Here is a 16589-nt window from a genome sequence, read left to right as displayed (position 1 = left end):
ATTGGTGCCAGGATCGGCGCCATGATCGAGGCGACCGGTCTGACCAAGCACTACGGCCGCACCGTCGCGGTCGACAACCTGTCGTTCACCGTCGCGGAGGGCCGGGTCACCGGGTTCCTCGGGCCGAACGGCGCGGGCAAGTCGACCACCATGCGGATGGTCCTCGGCCTGGACCGCCCCACCTCGGGCGACGTCCGCATCGACGGTCAGCACTACCACGACCTGCACCAGCCGCTGCGCACCGTCGGCGCCCTGCTGGACGCGAAGTGGGTGCACCCCAACCGGTCCGCTCGTGACCACCTGCGCTGGCTCGCCGCCGCGTCCAAGATCCCGCGAGCCAGGGTGGACGAGGTGCTGGACCTGGTCGGCCTCACCGGCGTGGCGGGCAAACGCGCGGGCGGTTTCTCCCTCGGCATGTCCCAGCGGCTCGGCATCGCCGCCGCGCTGCTCGGTGATCCCCGGGTGTTGCTGTTCGACGAGCCGGTCAACGGTCTGGACCCGGAGGGCATCCTCTGGATCCGCAAGTTCATGCACCGGTTGGCCGATGAGGGCCGCACGGTGTTCGTCTCCAGCCACCTGCTGTCCGAGATGGCCCTCACCGCGCAAGACCTGGTGGTCATCGGTCGCGGCAAGCTGATCTACCAGGGCACCGTCGAGGACTTCGTCGAGCACGCCACCGAGAGCACCGTCCTGGTCCGCAGCCCTCAGCTCGACCGGTTGCGGGACCTGCTGCGCGCCGAGGGCAGCGAGATCACCGAGATCACCGAGGACGGCGACGCGCTGCGGATCGGCGGGGTGGCAAGCGCCGCCATCGGGGAGTTGGCCGCTGCCAACAACATCGTGCTGCACGAGCTGAACCCGCAGGTCGGTTCGCTGGAGCAGGCGTTCATCCAGTTGACCGGCGACACGGTCGAATACCGCACTGAGGAACACCGCAGCGAGGAACACGGCGCTGGGGAACACCGCGCCGGGGAACCGGCCGGGAACGGGGAGGTCACGTCCGGATGAGCCTGCTCACCGCCGAGCGGATCAAGCTGCTGAGCACCCGCTCACCCTGGTGGTGCGGCCTGCTGGCGATCGTGCTGCCGGTCGGGTTCACCGTGCTGTTGGCCACCCAGGTCAACCCCACCAACGCGCCCGGCTTCGAGTTCACCCCGGCCGCCACCCAGGGCACCGCGAGCCTCGGCCGGGCCGTGGTGATGGTGCTGGCCGCGCTCGCCGTCACCAGCGAGTACCGGTTCGGCACCATCCGCAGCACCTTCCAGGCCGCCCCGCAGCGGGTCGCCGCGCTGCTGGCCAAGTCGGCCGTGGTGGTCGTGCTGACCGCGGTGATCGGCGCCGTCGTCGGGTTCGGCTCGTGGGCTGTCTTCCGGGCGCTGCACAGCGGTCCGGACCTGGACCTGGTGACCGCGGCCGACTGGCGGTCGGTGGCGGGCGAGGTGCTCGTGTTCGCGCTCACCGGGGCGCTCGCCCTCGGCGTCGGCATCCTGGTGCGCCAGACCGCGGGCGCGGTGGCGATCCTGCTCGTCTACGCGCTGCTCGTGGAGGGCCTGATCGGGGTGATCCCCAAGGTGGGCCGGGACATCCAGCACTGGATGCCGTTCTTCGCCGCCGACCGGTTCCTCGGCATCCGGGACGGGGGCGATGACCTGCAGAACCTCCCGCTGGGGCCGTGGGCGTACCTGGCGTACTTCGCCGCGATCACAGTGGTCGTACTGGGTGCGGGAATCTTTGCCGCGGTGCGCCGGGACGCCTGAGGACTTCCGACCCTGGTGCCCGTGGGCGAAGTTTCTTACAACAAGCAGCAGGATTAAGACCACGTTAAGTAGGTGTGAGACCGCACACACGTTACAGACGCCGGTCAGCTCCCCGGGGTCAGATGGACACACGGACCCGTCTCGGAACCCTTGGAGGTGGACCTTGACGGTGCTTGACGCCAACGCTTCGCAGAAGCGGCTCACCGTGCCCACCCAGCGCGGCCTGCACGTGGAGCCGCTGATCGGCCTGGAGTGGTCGGAAGCCCTGGAACAGCACAACGGGGCCCCCGCCACCGCGCCCGCGGAAGCCCGCCGGGCCTGGGTGCACCGGGCCCCCGAGCCGCAGGTGCTCGCCCTGTTCCACGCCGCGAGCGCCGCCGAGCCGCGGCTGGCCGCCCCCTGGTGGCTGCGCGCGCTGGCCGCGGGTGAGCTCGGGTCCCGCCGTGAGGGCTTCGCGGTGGAGGACCGGGTCGCCAAGCTGCTCGACGCCAGACCGGGCTGGGTGTTCGTGCCCTGGGGCGTCGACGGCGACTCCGGGTACTGGGAGTACATGCCGTCGGAACGGGCGCTCGCCGAGCCGGGTATGCCGACCACCCTGGCGCACACGCACCGGCACACCGGCTGGGTCGACGTGTTCCCGGTGCACGCCGGACCGCAGCCCGCCCCCATCCCGGTCGCGGGCCTGCCGGACCTGCGGGCCAACCTGTCCCGGTTGGAGTCCCTGGCGCCCGCCGCCTGAGCCTGCCCGGCCGCCCGGCGCGCGCCGGGCGGATGGCACGCTGGGCGGGTGACACCGACCGACCAGGTACCGCGCAGACGCGGCGTCGTCAGCTTCGTCCACCGCGCCGGTCGGATGACCGTCGGCCAGGCCCGTGCGTGGGACCGGCGCTGGCCGGAGCTGGGGCGGCAGGTCGCCGACCTGGCCGCGGGGCCGTTGGACGCCGACACGTGGTTCGGCCGGTCCGCGCCGCTGCTGCTGGAGATCGGCCCTGGCATGGGCGAGACGACCTCGCAGCTCGCCAAGGCCGCGCCCGAGCTGAACTACCTGGCGGTCGACGTCTACGAGCCCGGTCTGGCCCAGTTGATGCTGCGCGCCGAGGCGATGGAGCTGACCAATCTGCGGCTGCTGCTCGGTGACGCCGTCGTCCTGCTGACCGAGCACATCGCGGCCGACTCGCTGTCCGGGGTGCGGATCTTCTTCCCGGACCCGTGGCCGAAGAAGAAGCACCACAAGCGGCGCCTGGTGCAGCCCGAGTTCGTGCGGCTGCTCGCGTCGCGACTCGCCCCCGGCGGCACCCTGCACTGCGCCACCGACTGGGCGCACTACGCCGACCAGATGCTCGAAGTGCTGACCGGGGAACCCCTGCTGCGCAACCGGTTCGACGGGTGGGCGCCGCGACCCGAGTGGCGACCGGTCACCAAGTTCGAGTCGCGGGCCCGCGAGGAGGGCCGGATCAGCCGGGACCTCATCTTCGAACGAGTGAAGGACTGACCGTCTGTGACAGGCGGTCGGTGAGGACCACACGTCCGAGTAGTCGAGCCTGATCGCTTGAGTACCGATATCCAGTGATGTGACCGCCCTGCGCGACGACATCGCTCCGCCACCCACCTCCACCCGGCCGGCGGGCAGCACGGTCTTCCGCGCCGCTGAGCAGTTCCTCCGCATGTTCCACGGGGCGCGCCCCAAGGCGGGACCGCTGGACACCCGGCTGGCCAAGGTCCGCGCCGAGGTCGCCGCCACCGGCACCTACCGGCACACCCCGGCCGAGCTCGCCTTCGGCGCCCGGCTCGCCCTGCGGGAGAGCGGCTGGTGCCCGGACAGCATCCCGTGGCGCGGTCTGCTGGTGCGCGACCTGCGCGAGGTCAGGGAGGCCCCCGACGTCGCCGCCGAGTGCGTCCACCACCTGCGGATGGCGGCCGGGACCGGCACCATCAAGCCGATGGTCAGCGTGTTCGCGCCCGACTCGCCGTGGCGGCCGGGGCCGCGGATCCGCAACGACCAACTGGTCCGGTACGCGGGGTACCGGGAACGCGCGCACGTCCTCGGCGACCGCCGCTACATCGAGTTCACCACCGGGGTCGGCAAGCTCGGTTGGCGCCCGCCGGTCCCCCGCGGCCCGTTCGACCTGCTGCCGCTGGTCATCGAGACCGGCACCGAGGGTGTCCGGCTGTTCCCCATCCCGCGCGACGCGGTGCTGGAGGTCGCGCTGACCCACCCGGAGCTGCCGTGGTTCGCCGAGCTCGGTCTCCGCTGGCACGCCGTCCCGGTCATCTCGAACACCAGGCTGACCATCGGCGGCATCGACTACCCGGCCGCCCCGCACAACGGTGTCTACATCTGCCGGGCGATCGGGGAGGACGTGCTCGCCGAGGACGCCGCGTACGGCTTGGCCCCGACCATCGCCGGTCGGCTGGGTCTCGACGTCGCGCGTGAGCGCACGCTCTGGCGGGACCGGGTGGCCCTCGAACTCAACCGCGCCGTCCTGCACTCGTTCGACGTGGCCGGGATCACCATCGAGCACTCCGCCGACGTCTACCTCCCGGCGGGGGACCACCACGACCGGCCCGCGTTCCTGCGTTGATCGGGTTGTCTACGGATATCTAGTGTTGGAGCTAGAGAGCGCTACTTCTCCAATACAGCGGTCACCCCCTGGCCACCGGCAGCGCAGATCGAGATCAGGCCGCGGCCGGATCCGCGCTGGTGCAGCAGCTTGGCCAGGGTGGCCACGATGCGGCCGCCGGTCGCCGCGAACGGGTGCCCTGCCGCCAGCGACGACCCGGTGACGTTGAGCTTCGACCGGTCGACCGGGCCGAGCGGTTCGGCCAGCCCCAGGCGGGTCTTGCAGAACTCCGGGTCCTCCCAGGCCGCGAGCGTCGAGAGCACCTGGGACGCGAACGCCTCGTGGACCTCGTAGAAGTCGAAGTCGCCGAAGGCGAGGCCCGCGCGGTCGAGCATCCGGGGGACGGCATAGGCGGGGGCCATCAACAGGCCCTCGTCGCCGTGCACGTAGTCGACCGCCGCGGTCTCGCTGAAGGTGAGGTACGCCAGGACCGGCAGACTGCGCGCGGCGGCCCACTCCTCACTCGCGAGCAGCACGGCCGAGGCACCGTCGGACAGCGGAGTCGAGTTGCCCGCGGTCATCGTCGACCCGAACACGGGCTTCAGCTTGGCGAGCTTGTCGGCCGTGGAGTCGGCGCGCAGGTTCTGGTCGCGGGTAAGGCCCTGGAACGGGGTGACCAGGTCGTCGAAGAACCCGCGGTCGTAGGCGGCGGCGAGCTTCTGGTGGCTCGCGGCGGCCAACTCGTCCTGCGCCGCGCGGCCGATTCCCCACCGCTCGGCGGTGAGCGCGGCGTGCTCCCCCATGGACAGCCCAGTGCGCGGCTCCGCGTTGCGCGGGATGTCTGGGACGATGTGCCCGGGACGGATCTTGCCGAGCAGCCGCAGCCGCTGACCGAGTGTGCGGGCGCCGTTGAGTCCGATGAGGATGCGCCGCAGGTCGTCGTTCACCTGCAGCGGCGCGTCGCTGGTCGTGTCGACACCACCGGCGATGGCGGAGTCGAGTTGGCCCAGGGCGATCTTGTTGGCCGCCTGGATGATCGCCTGCAGACCGGTGCCGCAGGCCTGCTGGACGTCGTACGCGGGGGTCTCGGCGGACAGGCGGCTGCCCAGGACGCACTCGCGGGTCAGGTTGAAATCCCGGCTGTGCTTGAGGACCGCGCCCGCGGCGACCTCGCCGAGTCGTTGTCCCTGCAGGCCGAACCGGGCGACGAGGCCGTCCAGCGCGGCGGTGAACATGTCCTGGTTGGACGCTCGGGCGTACGGGCCGTTCGACCGGGCGAACGGGATGCGGTTCCCGCCGAGCACCGCCACCGTGCGCACGCCACTGGGGGTCATTCCATCCTCCTGAACGCGGGGCCGGCCCTGCGCTACCATCGTAACCTACTCACCAGTAGATTAGCCCGCCGGTGGATGAGCTCGCCGGTGAATGAGGGAGTGTCGCGGATGACCGACCGCTACCAGCAGTTCAGCAACTCCGGCCTGGGTCGGGCACTGGTCAAGCGGCTCGGTCTGCCGAACCCGACCAGGCTCCGCCGGTACCGCCTCGGCGCGCCCGGCCTCGACGGTCCGGTGCTGCTCGGCGCCTGCCCCGGCGGACGGTTGGGTGATCAGGTCACCGCAGTCTGCGCGGGCGCCGGGATCGAGGTGCTGACCGCGCCCGCCGCGAGCCACGCCGCGCTGGTGTTCGACGCGACCGGCGCCAAGGCCGTCGAAGACCTGCGTGGGCTCTACGACTTCTTCCACCCCGTGCTGCGGTCGCTGGGCGCGTGCGGTCGGGTCGTGGTCCTGGGGACGCCGCCGGAACGGCTGGCCGACGCGGGCGAGATCGTGGCCCAGCGGGCGCTGGAAGGGTTCGTGCGGTCGGTCGGCAAGGAGCTGGTGCGCGGCTCGACGGCCCAACTCGTGTACGTGGAACCCGGTGCGGAGCAGGGGATCGCGTCCACGCTGCGGTTCCTGCTGTCCGGCAAATCGGCCTATGTGGACGGTCAGGTGATCCGGATCGGCGGCCACGGCGGGCCGGCGGTCGAGCCGGGTGACTGGTCGGAGCCGTTGGCGGGCAAGGTGGCGTTGGTGACCGGCGCGTCCCGTGGCATCGGCGCGTCGATCGCGGACGTGCTGGCCCGTGACGGCGCACATGTTGTCACGCTGGACATCCCCGCGCAGGGGGACGAGTTGGCGGCGGTCGCGAACCGGGTCGGCGGGTCCACGTTGCAACTCGACATCACCTCTCCCGACGCCCCGGCGCGGCTGGTCGAGCACCTGCGTGAACGTCACGGCGGGGTCGACGTTGTCGTGCACAACGCCGGTATAACCCGGGACAAGAAGCTCGTGAACATGAAGGAAGGCGCCTGGGACGCCGTGCTGTCGGTGAACCTGGCCAGCCAACTGCGCGTGAACGACGCTCTCCTCGCCGAGGGGGTGTTGCGCGACGGTGGCCGCATCATCGGCGTGTCGTCGATCGCGGGTATCGCGGGCAACACCGGGCAGACCAACTACGGCACAAGCAAGGCAGGTGTAATCGGGATGGTTAACGCGTACGCGCCTGTGCTCGCTGAACGCGGGATGACGATCAACGCTGTCGCGCCCGGTTTTATCGAGACGAAGATGACAGCGGCGGTGCCGTTGTTCATCCGCGAGGCGGGGCGGCTGATGAACAGCCTGTCCCAGGGCGGGTTGCCGGTGGACGTCGCGGAAACCATTGCCTGGTATGCCAATCCGGCGTCCGGCGCGGTCAACGGCAACGTCGTGCGGGTGTGCGGCCAGAGCCTGCTGGGGGCGTGATGGCCGAGCTACGCGAGTCACCTCGGCTGAGTGCGTTATACCCCAAGGCGTTCTTAGCGAGCTTCACCAAGAGGGGCGGCGAACTCCCTTCACGCGTGTACGAACGCTTCGCCGTTGAGGTAGACCCAGCGCACCTCGCTGACTACAGCCGTGTGTGTGGGTTCCGGGTTGCCGACGAACTCCCGGTGACCTATCCGCACGTCTTGACCTATCCCATGCAATTCAAACTGATGACAGACAACGACTTCCCGTTCCCGCTGATGGGCTCGGTGCACGTCGCCAACCGCATCACCCAACTCCGACCGCTGGGGATCGGCGAGAAGTTGGACCTGCGCGTGCACGTGGACAACCTCCGCCCACACGCCAAGGGCACCCAGTTCGACATGATCAGCGAGGTCTCGGTCGCGGGCGACCCGGTCTGGCACGACACCAGCACCTACCTGCGGCGCGGCCCCGGCACCGGGTCGAGCGGCGACGCCCGCCCCGACCTGCCCGAGCCGACGGCGTACTGGCGGGTTCCCGGTGACACCGGTAGGCGCTACGCCGAGGTCTCCGGTGACTACAACCCGATCCACCTGCACCCGTTGTCCGCCCGGCTGTTCGGTTTCCGCCGCGCCATCGCGCACGGCATGTGGACCAAGGCGCGCTGCCTCGCCGCGTTCGAGGGACTGCTCCCGGACGCGTTCACCGTGGACGTCCGCTTCAAGCTGCCTGTGTCGCTCCCCGCGAAACTCGGCTTCCGCAGCGCCGAGACGGATGACGGGTGGCGGTTCGACCTGACGGATGCCCACGCCACCAAACCGCATCTGGCCGGGACGATCAGCTAGGTCGATGCCAGTTCGGACAGCCCGTCGCGCAAGATCCGCTTCGCCTCGGCGAGCCCGTTGTCGGTGATCAGGTCGCGCAGGCACCGGCAGTCACCCAGGTCGCGGCCGCCCGCCGCGCACAGGTACACCCCCAGGACCTGCAGCACCTGCGCCACATGATCGACCGCGTCGAGCGCGCGGAGCCGGTTGGCGAGATCTGTTGCCGCCTGGACCGGCGGGGCGGGCGAGAGGTCCGTGAGCAGGCCGTCGAGCACGTCCCCTGCGCGCGGGTCGGCGAGCTGGGCGAACCGGGTGCAGGTCGACGCGGCGTCCATCGCCACCAACCGGGACCAGGTGTCCGGGGCGATCGCGGACCGCGCCCGGTCGGCGAGGACGAGCTGCCACTCCGGGGTCGCGATCCGCAGGCCGGCGATCCGGGTGGCGCCCCGCATCGTGGTCAGCGCGGTGCGCGGCACCTGCCGCGGTACGGGCAGGGACGGGCTGCGGAACAGCACACCGAACCAGCTCTTACCGCGACGCGACACGTGGTTATCGTGCTGAGGTGACGGTGGGTCTGTCACGCCCGGTCCCCCGTTCAGGGCAGATCGAAGTAGCCGATCAGCCTTGCCGCGAACGCGATGTCGCCCTGAACCCTCACCCGACCCGACAGGAACAACATCGGCAGGTTGGACGCACCGGTGATGGCGCGCAAGAAGTCCACTGGCGCGATTGTCACCGTCACGCGCGGGTCGTCGGTGGGGTCAACACCGGTGACGCACCTACCTTCGGCGATAACCGTCTCGAACCGGTCTTCGCCGTTCTCGCCGGTGAAGCGCCAGTGGACGACGGCGCGCTGCGACCCGACCCGGTCAACCGCGAAGTGTTCCGACATGCGGCGGAACAACTCGGTGAACACGACCGGCCGCAACTCGGGGTGCTCGGTGAGGGCGACGAGCTGGTCGCGGGAGGCGCGGTCGAGGAAGCGCAGGAAGGTCTCGGTGCGCATCCCGGCCAGGTCGACCCCGGTGCCAACCTGGCCGAGCAGGTGCAGCACCGCGATGACCTGAACGAACTGGCCGACGTCCAACCTGGCCGGGTCTATCGCGTCAGCCAGGGCGTCCACGTCGACCGGTATGGGCTCGGCCACCCGGCGTCGCCTAGCCATTAGGATTTACGCCGAAGTTCGCCGTCATCGGCATGGCACCCTCCCGAAACCTACTTCTGAGTAGGCTACGGGCGGGTAGGTTGGCTCGGCAACAGGGAGGTGCGCGGTGAGCGTCGACGAGCAGCGGCGGGTCAAACGGCTCCCCCGGGAAGTCCGCGAGCGCCAGATCCTCGACGCCGCCGTCCGCGTCTTCTCCGAACACGGCTACCACAACGCGTCGATGGACGAGATCTCCGACGTCGCTGGTGTCTCCAAGCCGATGATCTACGCGTACCTCGGCCACAAGGAAGACCTGTTCGCCGCCTGCATCCGCCGCGAAGCCGGACTGCTGATGGCCGCCATCGCCGCCGGGGTCCGCGCCGAACTGCCACCGGACATGCAGCTCTGGCACGGCCTGCGCGCGTTCTTCCGGTTCGTCGGCGACCAGCGGGCCAGTTGGCGCGTCCTGCACCGGCAGGCCACCTCCCAGGGTGGCCCGTTCAGCGAGGAACTGCTGGCCATGCGCGCCCGCGCGATCACCCTCGTCACCGCGCTGCTGGCCCGCTCCGCCGCCGAGAGCGACCTCGACGACTCCGCCGTCAAGTCCACCGAGGCACTTGCGGCGGCCCTGGTCGGCGCGGGCGAGTCACTCGCCGACTGGTGGCTCGACCACCCGTCGGTACCGGAGAAAGTGGTCGCCTCCTGGCTGATGAACCTCGTCTGGATGGGGTTCGGCGACCTGGTCGAAGGCGCGGTCTGGACCCCTACGCCCGAATAGGCCGCCGCGGGTAGAGGTCGCGCAGCAGCGCGATCTCGGCGCCGTGGTGCAGGGCCTCACGGTTGATGTGCAGGACCAGGGTGCTGAGCGGGTACTTCGCGAAAGGTCCCTCGGACGGTCCGCACGGTCGGTCCAGGCCCGCGTCCCCGAGCGACCGCACCCCGGCGGTCCAGATCTCGTAGGCCCAGTCGAGTTGGGCGACACCCTCGCCCGCGGTCGCGCCGTAGTCGTGGTTGGGGCGGTCGAACGCGGGGCCGTTGAAGTGGCGCGCGCTGCGGTCGGCGAAAACACCCACCAGGTGGCCCATCCGCCAGGCGATCGTGGTGGGCTGCTCGGGGGTGCCGCCGTCCAAGGCGTACCGGTCGCCGGTCGAGCGGACGCCCCACATGTCCGGGACCGGCTCCCAGTGGTACTCGTCGTCGGTGAGGCCGTCCAGTCGCGGCCGGAACTGGTTGACCCACATCCAGTCCAGTTGCTCGACGAGTTGCGTGTTCCAGTCCATCGCGTGCCCAGGTTCCATGCCGACCACGCTAGAACCCACCCCCGACGAAAACCGGCCGCGGGAACGGGTTCCCGCGGCCGGATCACGGTGGTTCGCCTAGTAGGTGATGGCCAGCGCCGGGTTGGCCAGCAGCGCGCCGACATCGGCCAGGAACTCCGAGCCCTGCTGCCCGTCCACCAGGCGGTGGTCGAAGCTCAGCGCCAACTGGCAGACCTTGCGGACCTTGATCTCCCCGTCGACCACCCACGGCGTGTCCCGGATGGCGCCGAACGCCAGGATCGCGGACTCACCAGGGTTGATGATCGGCGTCCCCGTGTCGACGCCGAACACGCCGACGTTGGTGATGGTGATCGTGCCGTTGACCATGTCCGCGGGCGGCGTCTTGCCCTCGCGCGCGGTCGTGGTCAGCGACTCCAGGGCGACCGCGAGGTCGCGCAGGGACAGGGTGTCGGCGTCGCGGATCTTCGGCACGATCAGGCCGCGCGGGGTGGCCGCGGCGATCCCGAGGTGCACGTAGTCCTTGAAGACGATCTCCTGGGCCCGCTCGTCCCAGGCGCTGTTGACCTCCGGGGTCCGGCGGGCCGCCATCACCAGGGCCTTCGCGCAGAACGCGAGCGGGGTGAGCTTGACGCCGCGGAACTCCGGGTGGTCCTTCAGCCTGGCCCGCAACTCCATCATCGGCGTGACGTCGACGGTCAGGAACTCCGTGACGTGCGGCGCGGTGAAGGCGCTGCTCACCATGGCCTGGGCGGTGACCTTGCGGACGCCCTTGATCGGCACCCGCCGCTCACCGCGTTCCCGGGTGGACGGCGCCTGTTCGGGAACGGCGGGCCGGGTCGCGGCCTGCTGCACGTCGGCGCGGGTGATCACGCCGTTCGTGCCGGAGCCGGACAGCGCCCGCAGGTCGACGCCGAGGTCCTTGGCCAGCTTGCGGACCGGCGGCTTCGCCAGCGGCACGTACCCGCCGGGCAGGTCGATCAGCGCCGCCGGGGTGTCCGGCACCACCGGAACCGACGGCACCAGCGGGGTTCCCGGCGGCGGCCCGTCCGGGATCGGGCCCTGCCGGTGCTCGAACGAGGCCGCGACCGTGCTCTGCGCCGCGGCGGCCGCGGGCTCGGTCGGAACCGCGGGCCCCCTGCGGGCGCGCCGCTTCGCGGTGACCGCCTTGGAGCCGTAGCCGACCAGCGGCTTCATCTCCTCCTCGGCGGGCGCGGCGGCGGCCGGGGCGGCCGGAGCCGGTGCGGCGGCACCACCAGGGTCGACGTCGATGGTCAGGATCGGGGTGCCGACGTCCACGGTCTGGCCGGGCTGCACGTGCAGCTCGGTGACCACACCAGCCCACGGGCAGGGCAGTTCGACGGCGGCCTTCGCGGTCTCGATCTCGACGATGATCTGGTTCACCGTGACCGTGTCCCCCGGCTGGACGCGCCAGCCCAGGATCTCGGCCTCGGTCAAACCCTCCGCGGTGTCCGGCAGCGGGAAGCTCTTGTACTCAGGCACGGGTCACCACGCCAGCGAGCGGTCGACGGCGTCGAGCACCCGGTCCAGGTCTGGGAGGAACTCCTCTTCCAGCTTGGCCGGGGGGTACGGCGTGTCGAACCCGGTCACCCGCAGCACCGGCGCCTCCAGCGAGTAGAAGCACTCCTGCTGCACCCGCGCGGCGATCTCCGAGGTCAGCGACGCCTCCGCGGGCGCCTCGCTGACCACCACGAGCCGGCCGGTGCGGCGCACCGACTCGAACACCGGGGCCAGGTCGAGCGGGGACAACGAGCGCAGGTCGATGACCTCCAGTGAGTGCCCGTCCTCCTCGGCGGCGGTGGCCGCGTCCACCGCGACCTTCACCGACGGGCCGTAGGCGACCAGCGTCGCGGTGCTGCCCTGGCGCACCACCCTGGACGCGAACAGCGGCTCCGGGGTGGCCTCCGTGTCGACCTCGGCCTTCATGAACCCGGAGTGGTAGTACCGCTTGGGCTCGAAGAACAGCACCGGGTCGTCGCACTGGATCGCCTGCTGGATCATCCAGTACGCGTCGACCGCGTTGGAGCAGGACACCACCTTGAGGCCAGCGGTGTGCGCGAAGTACGACTCGGGGGACTCGGAGTGGTGCTCGACCGCGCCGATGCCGCCGCCGAACGGGACCCGGATCACCAGCGGCACCTTCACCCGACCCAGGGTGCGCGCGTGCAGCTTGGCGACCTGGGACACGATCTGGTCGAACCCGGGGAAGATGAACCCGTCGAACTGGATCTCGCACACCGGCCGGAACCCGCGCACGGCCAAGCCGACCGCGGTGCCGATGATGCCGGACTCGGCCAGCGGCGTGTCCAGCACGCGGTGCTCGCCGAAGTCCTTCTGCAGCCCGTCGGTGATCCGGAAGACGCCGCCGAGCTTGCCGACGTCCTCACCCATCACCAGTACCTTGGGGTCGGCCTCCATGGCCGCCCGCAGACCCAGGTTGAGCGCCTTGCCCAGGGTGAGCGACTGGACCGTCGAGGTGGCCGCGCCGGGTTTGTTGATCACAGGTGCGGCCATCAGTGCTCACCTCCGGTGAAGTTCGCGTGGTAGGCCAGGAACTCGTCGCGCTGGGCGTCGAGGTACGGGCTGGCCTCCGCGTACACGTGGTTGAAGATCTGCTCGGTCGGCGGCTGCGGCATGGTGAAGCAGAACTCGCGCAGGTCCGCGGCCAGCGCGTCCGCCTCGGCCTGCACCGAGTCGAAGAAGTCCTGGTCGGCGTCGCCGTGCCGGACCAGGTTGACCCGGACCCGCTCGATCGGGTCCTTCAGCTTCCAGGCCTCCAACTCGTCGGAGTGCCGGTAGCGGGTCGGGTCGTCGGTGGTCGTGTGCGCGTCCATCCGGTAGGTGAACGCCTCGATCAGCACCGGGCCGTTGCCGTGCCTGCACTCGTCGAGCGCCCACCGGGACACCGCGAGCGAGGCCAGCACGTCGTTGCCGTCGACCCGCACGCCGGGGAAGCCGTAGCCGCGGGCGCGCTGGTAGAGCGGCAACCGGGACTGGCGCTCGGTCGGCTCGGAGATCGCCCACTGGTTGTTCTGGCAGAAGAACACCAGCGGCGCGTCGTAGACAGCCGCCCACACGAAGCCCTCGTGCACATCGCCCTGGCTGGTGGCGCCGTCGCCGAAGAAGACCATGGTGGCCTCGCCGTCGTCGTCGCCGACCCTGCCCTCGAAGCGCTGGCCCATCGCGTAACCGGCGGCGTTGAGCACCTGGTTGCCGATCACGATGGTGTACGGGTGGAAGCGCTTGGCCTGCGAGTCCCAACTGCCGTGGTCGGTGCCGCGGAAGATGCCCAGGACGTCCTTCGGGCTGATGTCGCGGCACCAGGCCACGCCGTGCTCGCGGTAGCTGGGGAACACCATGTCGGTCGCGCGCAGCGCCCGCCCGGCGCCGATCTGCGCGGCCTCCTGGCCCAGCAGCGGGACCCAGATGCCCAGTTGACCCTGTCGCTGCAGGGCGTTGCCCTCGCGGTCGGCCCGGCGGACCAGGACCATGTCCCGGTAGAGCGAGCGCAGGTCCTCGGCCGTGACATCGGCGACGTACCGGTCGAACTCGGGGTTCTCGACCCGCTCGCCCTCCGGCGTCAGCAACTGGACCAGCTCCGGCCCACCCTCACTGGTCGCACGCAAACCGGCGATCACCTGCTCTGCTGTCGGGGCGGCGGCCGTTGCGGCGGGCCCCTCCCGGGGTTCCGGGTGCGTCCACTGTTCTGCAGACGACATGCGCGTTCTCCTCAGTCGTGTCTGTGCCGCGCAGTCGCTTATGGCGACGGCATGCGGACGCGCCGCCGGGTTCGCCACCGCCATCGGGGTTGGGGCGTTGGCCACCGTCGGCGCTGACGGCGTTCCTCTCACATCCTGACACGGGTGAGTGTGCACGAGTGAGCGCGAAGGTGCGTCCAGTTGTGCACAGGGGTGCTTTGAGCTGCGGAAACGCTTGGATGCCCGACGTTAGGGGGTCAGAACAGCCGGGGGTAGGGGCAGCTCAGGCGGACCCGGCCGGACCCGTCGGCGAGCGATCGTGACCCGCCGGTGACCTGCATCACAGTTCGGCGGCGCGCGGCGCGGTGCGGGAACGGTCCGCCCCGCGCGCCGACCCCGACCCTGCCCGGTAGAACCTGATGAACCCCTAAGCGTTCGGGTCGCGGGCCGGTCCGGGTGGCAGGATCGGGTCCGTGGACAAGACCGCCGTTGCGCAGACCGTTCGGCAGACGTGGGAAGCAGAGATCCTGCCCAGCCTGTCGGACCTGGTCGCCATACCAGCACTCTCCCCGATGTTCGACGCCCAGTGGGCGACCAACGGGCACCTGGACGCGGCCGTGGAGCACGTGCGCGAGTGGCTGGCCGCCAGGGACATCCCCGGCGCCCAGGTCGAGGTCGTGCAGCTCCCGGACCGCACCCCCGTTCTCCTCCTCGACGTCCCGGCGACGGGTGACGACAAGGGCACCGTGCTGCTCTACGGCCACCTCGACAAACAGCCGCCGGTCGGCGGTTGGGCCGAAGGGCTCGGCCCATGGAAGCCGGTGCTCAAGGACGGCAGGCTCTACGGCCGCGGCGCGGCCGACGACGGCTACGCCGGTTACGCCGCCACCGCCGCGATCGAGGCTGTCCGCGCCGGTGGCGGCTCGCACAGCCGGTGCGTGGTGATCCTGGAAACCGGTGAGGAATCAGGTAGCCCCGACCTGCCCGCGTACCTGGAACAACTGGAAGACAGGCTCGGTGACGTCAGCCTGATCGTTTGCCTTGACTCCGGCGGTAACGACTACGAGCGCCTGTGGCTGACCACGTCATTGCGCGGTCTTGCCTCGGCGACGGTGACCGTTCGGGTCCTGGATTCCGGCCAGCACTCCGGTCTCGCGAGTGGCGTGGTCCCGAGCTCTTTCCGCGTCCTGCGGCGGCTGCTCGACCGCATCGAGGACGCCGAAAGCGGCGAGATCGTCATCAAGGAAATGCACGTCGACATCCCCGACGACCGCATCGCCGAGGCCGCGGCCACCGTCGCCGCCACCCCCGGCGCCTTCCGCACCACGTTCCCGCTGCACGCCGACACCCGCCCGGTGGACGACGACGAGGTCGAGCTGATCCTCAACAACAGTTGGCGCCCCACCCTTTCCGTCATCGGCGCCGATGGCTTCCCCATCCCGGTCGACGCGGGCAACGTCCTCCGCCCCTTCACCACGTTGTCGTTGAGCTTCCGCCTGCCCCCCACTGCCGACTCGACCGCGGCGCTCGAAGCCGTCCGCGAGGCCCTGACCGTAGACGTCCCGTACAACGCGACGGTCGAGCTGAGCCGCGTCGAACACGTGGACGGCTGGAACGCCCCACAACCCGCCCCCTGGCTGCGCGACGCACTCGACCAGGTCTCCACCGACGTCTTCGGCAACCCGTGGGCGACCGTCGGCCTCGGCGGGTCGATCCCGTTCATGGGCCTGCTGGCCCGCCGCTACCCGGCCGCCCAGTTCGTGATCACCGGAGCCCTCGGCGCGGACAGCAACGCCCACGTCCCCAACGAATGGCTTCACGTGAAACAAGCCGTACGCCTCACCGAGGCCGTCGCCCACCTCCTCGACGCCCACGCCCGCTCGTAGTCATCTTTGTCGGCCGCCTTGCCAGACTTCCCGTCTGCCGGGGCGGCCGACGCGTTCCACCTGCGCCGATGCCGCTGTGTATCCACGTCGGGCCGCGAATTCCACCCGTTCAGGTGGCCGCTCCTCCCCTGGTCCAGCGACAACTTGTCACAATCCGGTGCCGAGTTATCCACAGGCAAGATCCACGCCACCCTGCCTGTCGGGCCTGCCCGGTAGACTGGCCTCGGGGACGCCCCCCGGGAAGGGTGGGGGCCGGGGTTGGGTCGATCATGGGAGTGCCTCGGTCGCGCGATCACGTGAGGGTGCCGTTCCTCTTGCCGATCGCCTCGGTGCTTGATCGTCTGGGTCGAGTCTCGCCCACCCGCTTGGGGCGGTGGGCACCCCGCACGCCATCTGCGACCACGTCCCGCCACGTCACCGGCTGCGGCGGTCGCCACGTGTTCACCGTCAACCCCCGCTGCGCGCGGCCTGGACCGGAGCCACCCCTAGTCCCCGTCCGCAGCCGGATCGAACACCGCGTCCGTCCCTGAGAACGTCAACGACACCGCCGCCGTACAGGTCTTCCGCATCACCCGTCACGACGCCGGCAAACACGAGACCCACACCTTCACTGACCCGCGCCCGTCACGCCCGCCTCGCACCCGTCACGCCCGCCTCGC

16 protein-coding genes are annotated in these 16589 nt (G+C 70.6%); 9 read left to right on the top strand and 7 right to left on the bottom strand.

From position 1 onward, the window contains the following. Window positions 1–21 precede the first annotated feature (21 nt). The 5 genes from H504_RS33190 to H504_RS33185 all read left to right on the top strand — a co-directional run bounded on the left by H504_RS33190 (window position 22) and on the right by H504_RS33185 (window position 4339). Window positions 22–1008 carry an ABC transporter ATP-binding protein gene (locus H504_RS33190; protein ID WP_084467377.1) on the top strand — a complete coding sequence of 329 codons (987 nt, stop codon included), beginning with the start codon at window positions 22–24 and terminating at the stop codon, window positions 1006–1008. Next, the gene (locus H504_RS0104025) at window positions 1005–1757 is read left to right on the top strand and encodes an ABC transporter permease (RefSeq protein WP_026421727.1); all 753 of its coding nucleotides are present in this window, start codon (window positions 1005–1007) and stop codon (window positions 1755–1757) included. Before H504_RS33190 ends, H504_RS0104025 begins: the two co-directional genes overlap by 4 nt. A gap of 169 nt (window positions 1758–1926) precedes the next feature. After that, on the top strand, window positions 1927–2496 hold the full coding sequence (locus H504_RS0104020) for a hypothetical protein (protein WP_026421726.1): 570 nt from the start codon (window positions 1927–1929) through the stop codon (window positions 2494–2496). Window positions 2497–2610: 114 nt separating this feature from the next. After that, the gene (gene trmB / locus H504_RS0104015; RefSeq protein WP_245614072.1) at window positions 2611–3249 is read left to right on the top strand and encodes a tRNA (guanosine(46)-N7)-methyltransferase TrmB; all 639 of its coding nucleotides are present in this window, start codon (window positions 2611–2613) and stop codon (window positions 3247–3249) included. Window positions 3250–3328: 79 nt separating this feature from the next. Beyond that, complete coding sequence (locus tag H504_RS33185; RefSeq protein WP_035303269.1) at window positions 3329–4339, top strand: nitric oxide synthase oxygenase; 1011 nt, start codon at window positions 3329–3331, stop codon at window positions 4337–4339. Window positions 4340–4380: 41 nt separating this feature from the next. Here H504_RS33185 and H504_RS0104005 read toward each other — a convergent pair whose 3' ends face one another. Next, window positions 4381–5652, bottom strand: a complete 1272-nt coding sequence (locus H504_RS0104005; protein ID WP_051385465.1) for an acetyl-CoA C-acetyltransferase — start codon at window positions 5650–5652, stop codon at window positions 4381–4383. Window positions 5653–5760: 108 nt separating this feature from the next. On the opposite strand from H504_RS0104005, the gene H504_RS0104000 reads away from it, so the two are divergent. Then, window positions 5761–7098 (top strand): 3-oxoacyl-ACP reductase, encoded by a 1338-nt coding sequence (locus H504_RS0104000; RefSeq protein ID WP_026421723.1) that lies wholly within the window; start codon window positions 5761–5763, stop codon window positions 7096–7098. Continuing rightward, complete coding sequence (locus tag H504_RS0103995; protein ID WP_035303266.1) at window positions 7098–7925, top strand: MaoC/PaaZ C-terminal domain-containing protein; 828 nt, start codon at window positions 7098–7100, stop codon at window positions 7923–7925. The genes H504_RS0104000 and H504_RS0103995 overlap by 1 nt, the downstream gene beginning before the upstream one ends. On the opposite strand, the gene H504_RS0103990 is transcribed toward H504_RS0103995, so the two are convergent. Both H504_RS0103990 and H504_RS0103985 read right to left on the bottom strand, forming a co-directional pair. Then, on the bottom strand, window positions 7922–8449 hold the full coding sequence (locus tag H504_RS0103990; protein WP_026421721.1) for a hypothetical protein: 528 nt from the start codon (window positions 8447–8449) through the stop codon (window positions 7922–7924). The two genes, H504_RS0103995 and H504_RS0103990, sit on opposite strands and share 4 nt — an antisense overlap. 50 nt (window positions 8450–8499) lie before the next feature. After that, window positions 8500–9051, bottom strand: a complete 552-nt coding sequence (locus H504_RS0103985) for an SCP2 sterol-binding domain-containing protein (protein WP_026421720.1) — start codon at window positions 9049–9051, stop codon at window positions 8500–8502. 124 nt (window positions 9052–9175) lie between these two features. Here H504_RS0103985 and H504_RS0103980 point away from each other — a divergent pair, with 124 nt between their 5' ends. After that, a complete protein-coding gene (locus tag H504_RS0103980; RefSeq protein WP_026421719.1) occupies window positions 9176–9826 on the top strand; it encodes a TetR/AcrR family transcriptional regulator in 651 nt (216 codons plus the stop codon). Here the strand turns inward: H504_RS0103980 and H504_RS0103975 are convergent. From H504_RS0103975 to pdhA, 4 genes are all read right to left on the bottom strand, one after another. Then, window positions 9813–10346, bottom strand: a complete 534-nt coding sequence (locus tag H504_RS0103975; RefSeq protein ID WP_245614067.1) for a DinB family protein — start codon at window positions 10344–10346, stop codon at window positions 9813–9815. The two genes, H504_RS0103980 and H504_RS0103975, sit on opposite strands and share 14 nt — an antisense overlap. A gap of 78 nt (window positions 10347–10424) precedes the next feature. Beyond that, window positions 10425–11828, bottom strand: a complete 1404-nt coding sequence (locus H504_RS0103970; protein WP_026421717.1) for a dihydrolipoamide acetyltransferase family protein — start codon at window positions 11826–11828, stop codon at window positions 10425–10427. A gap of 3 nt (window positions 11829–11831) precedes the next feature. Further along, window positions 11832–12860, bottom strand: a complete 1029-nt coding sequence (locus H504_RS0103965) for an alpha-ketoacid dehydrogenase subunit beta (RefSeq protein WP_026421716.1) — start codon at window positions 12858–12860, stop codon at window positions 11832–11834. Beyond that, window positions 12860–14065, bottom strand: a complete 1206-nt coding sequence (gene pdhA, locus H504_RS0103960) for a pyruvate dehydrogenase (acetyl-transferring) E1 component subunit alpha (protein WP_026421715.1) — start codon at window positions 14063–14065, stop codon at window positions 12860–12862. The genes H504_RS0103965 and pdhA overlap by 1 nt, the downstream gene beginning before the upstream one ends. A gap of 443 nt (window positions 14066–14508) precedes the next feature. Between pdhA and H504_RS0103955 the strand changes: the two genes are divergently transcribed. After that, window positions 14509–15930 carry a M20/M25/M40 family metallo-hydrolase gene (locus H504_RS0103955; protein ID WP_035303264.1) on the top strand — a complete coding sequence of 474 codons (1422 nt, stop codon included), beginning with the start codon at window positions 14509–14511 and terminating at the stop codon, window positions 15928–15930. Window positions 15931–16589 lie beyond the last annotated feature (659 nt).

Origin of the sequence: Actinokineospora inagensis DSM 44258 (assembly GCF_000482865.1) — a bacterium.
GTDB classification, from domain to species: domain Bacteria; phylum Actinomycetota; class Actinomycetes; order Mycobacteriales; family Pseudonocardiaceae; genus Actinokineospora; species Actinokineospora inagensis.
This window is presented reverse-complemented; position numbering and strand designations above follow the sequence as displayed.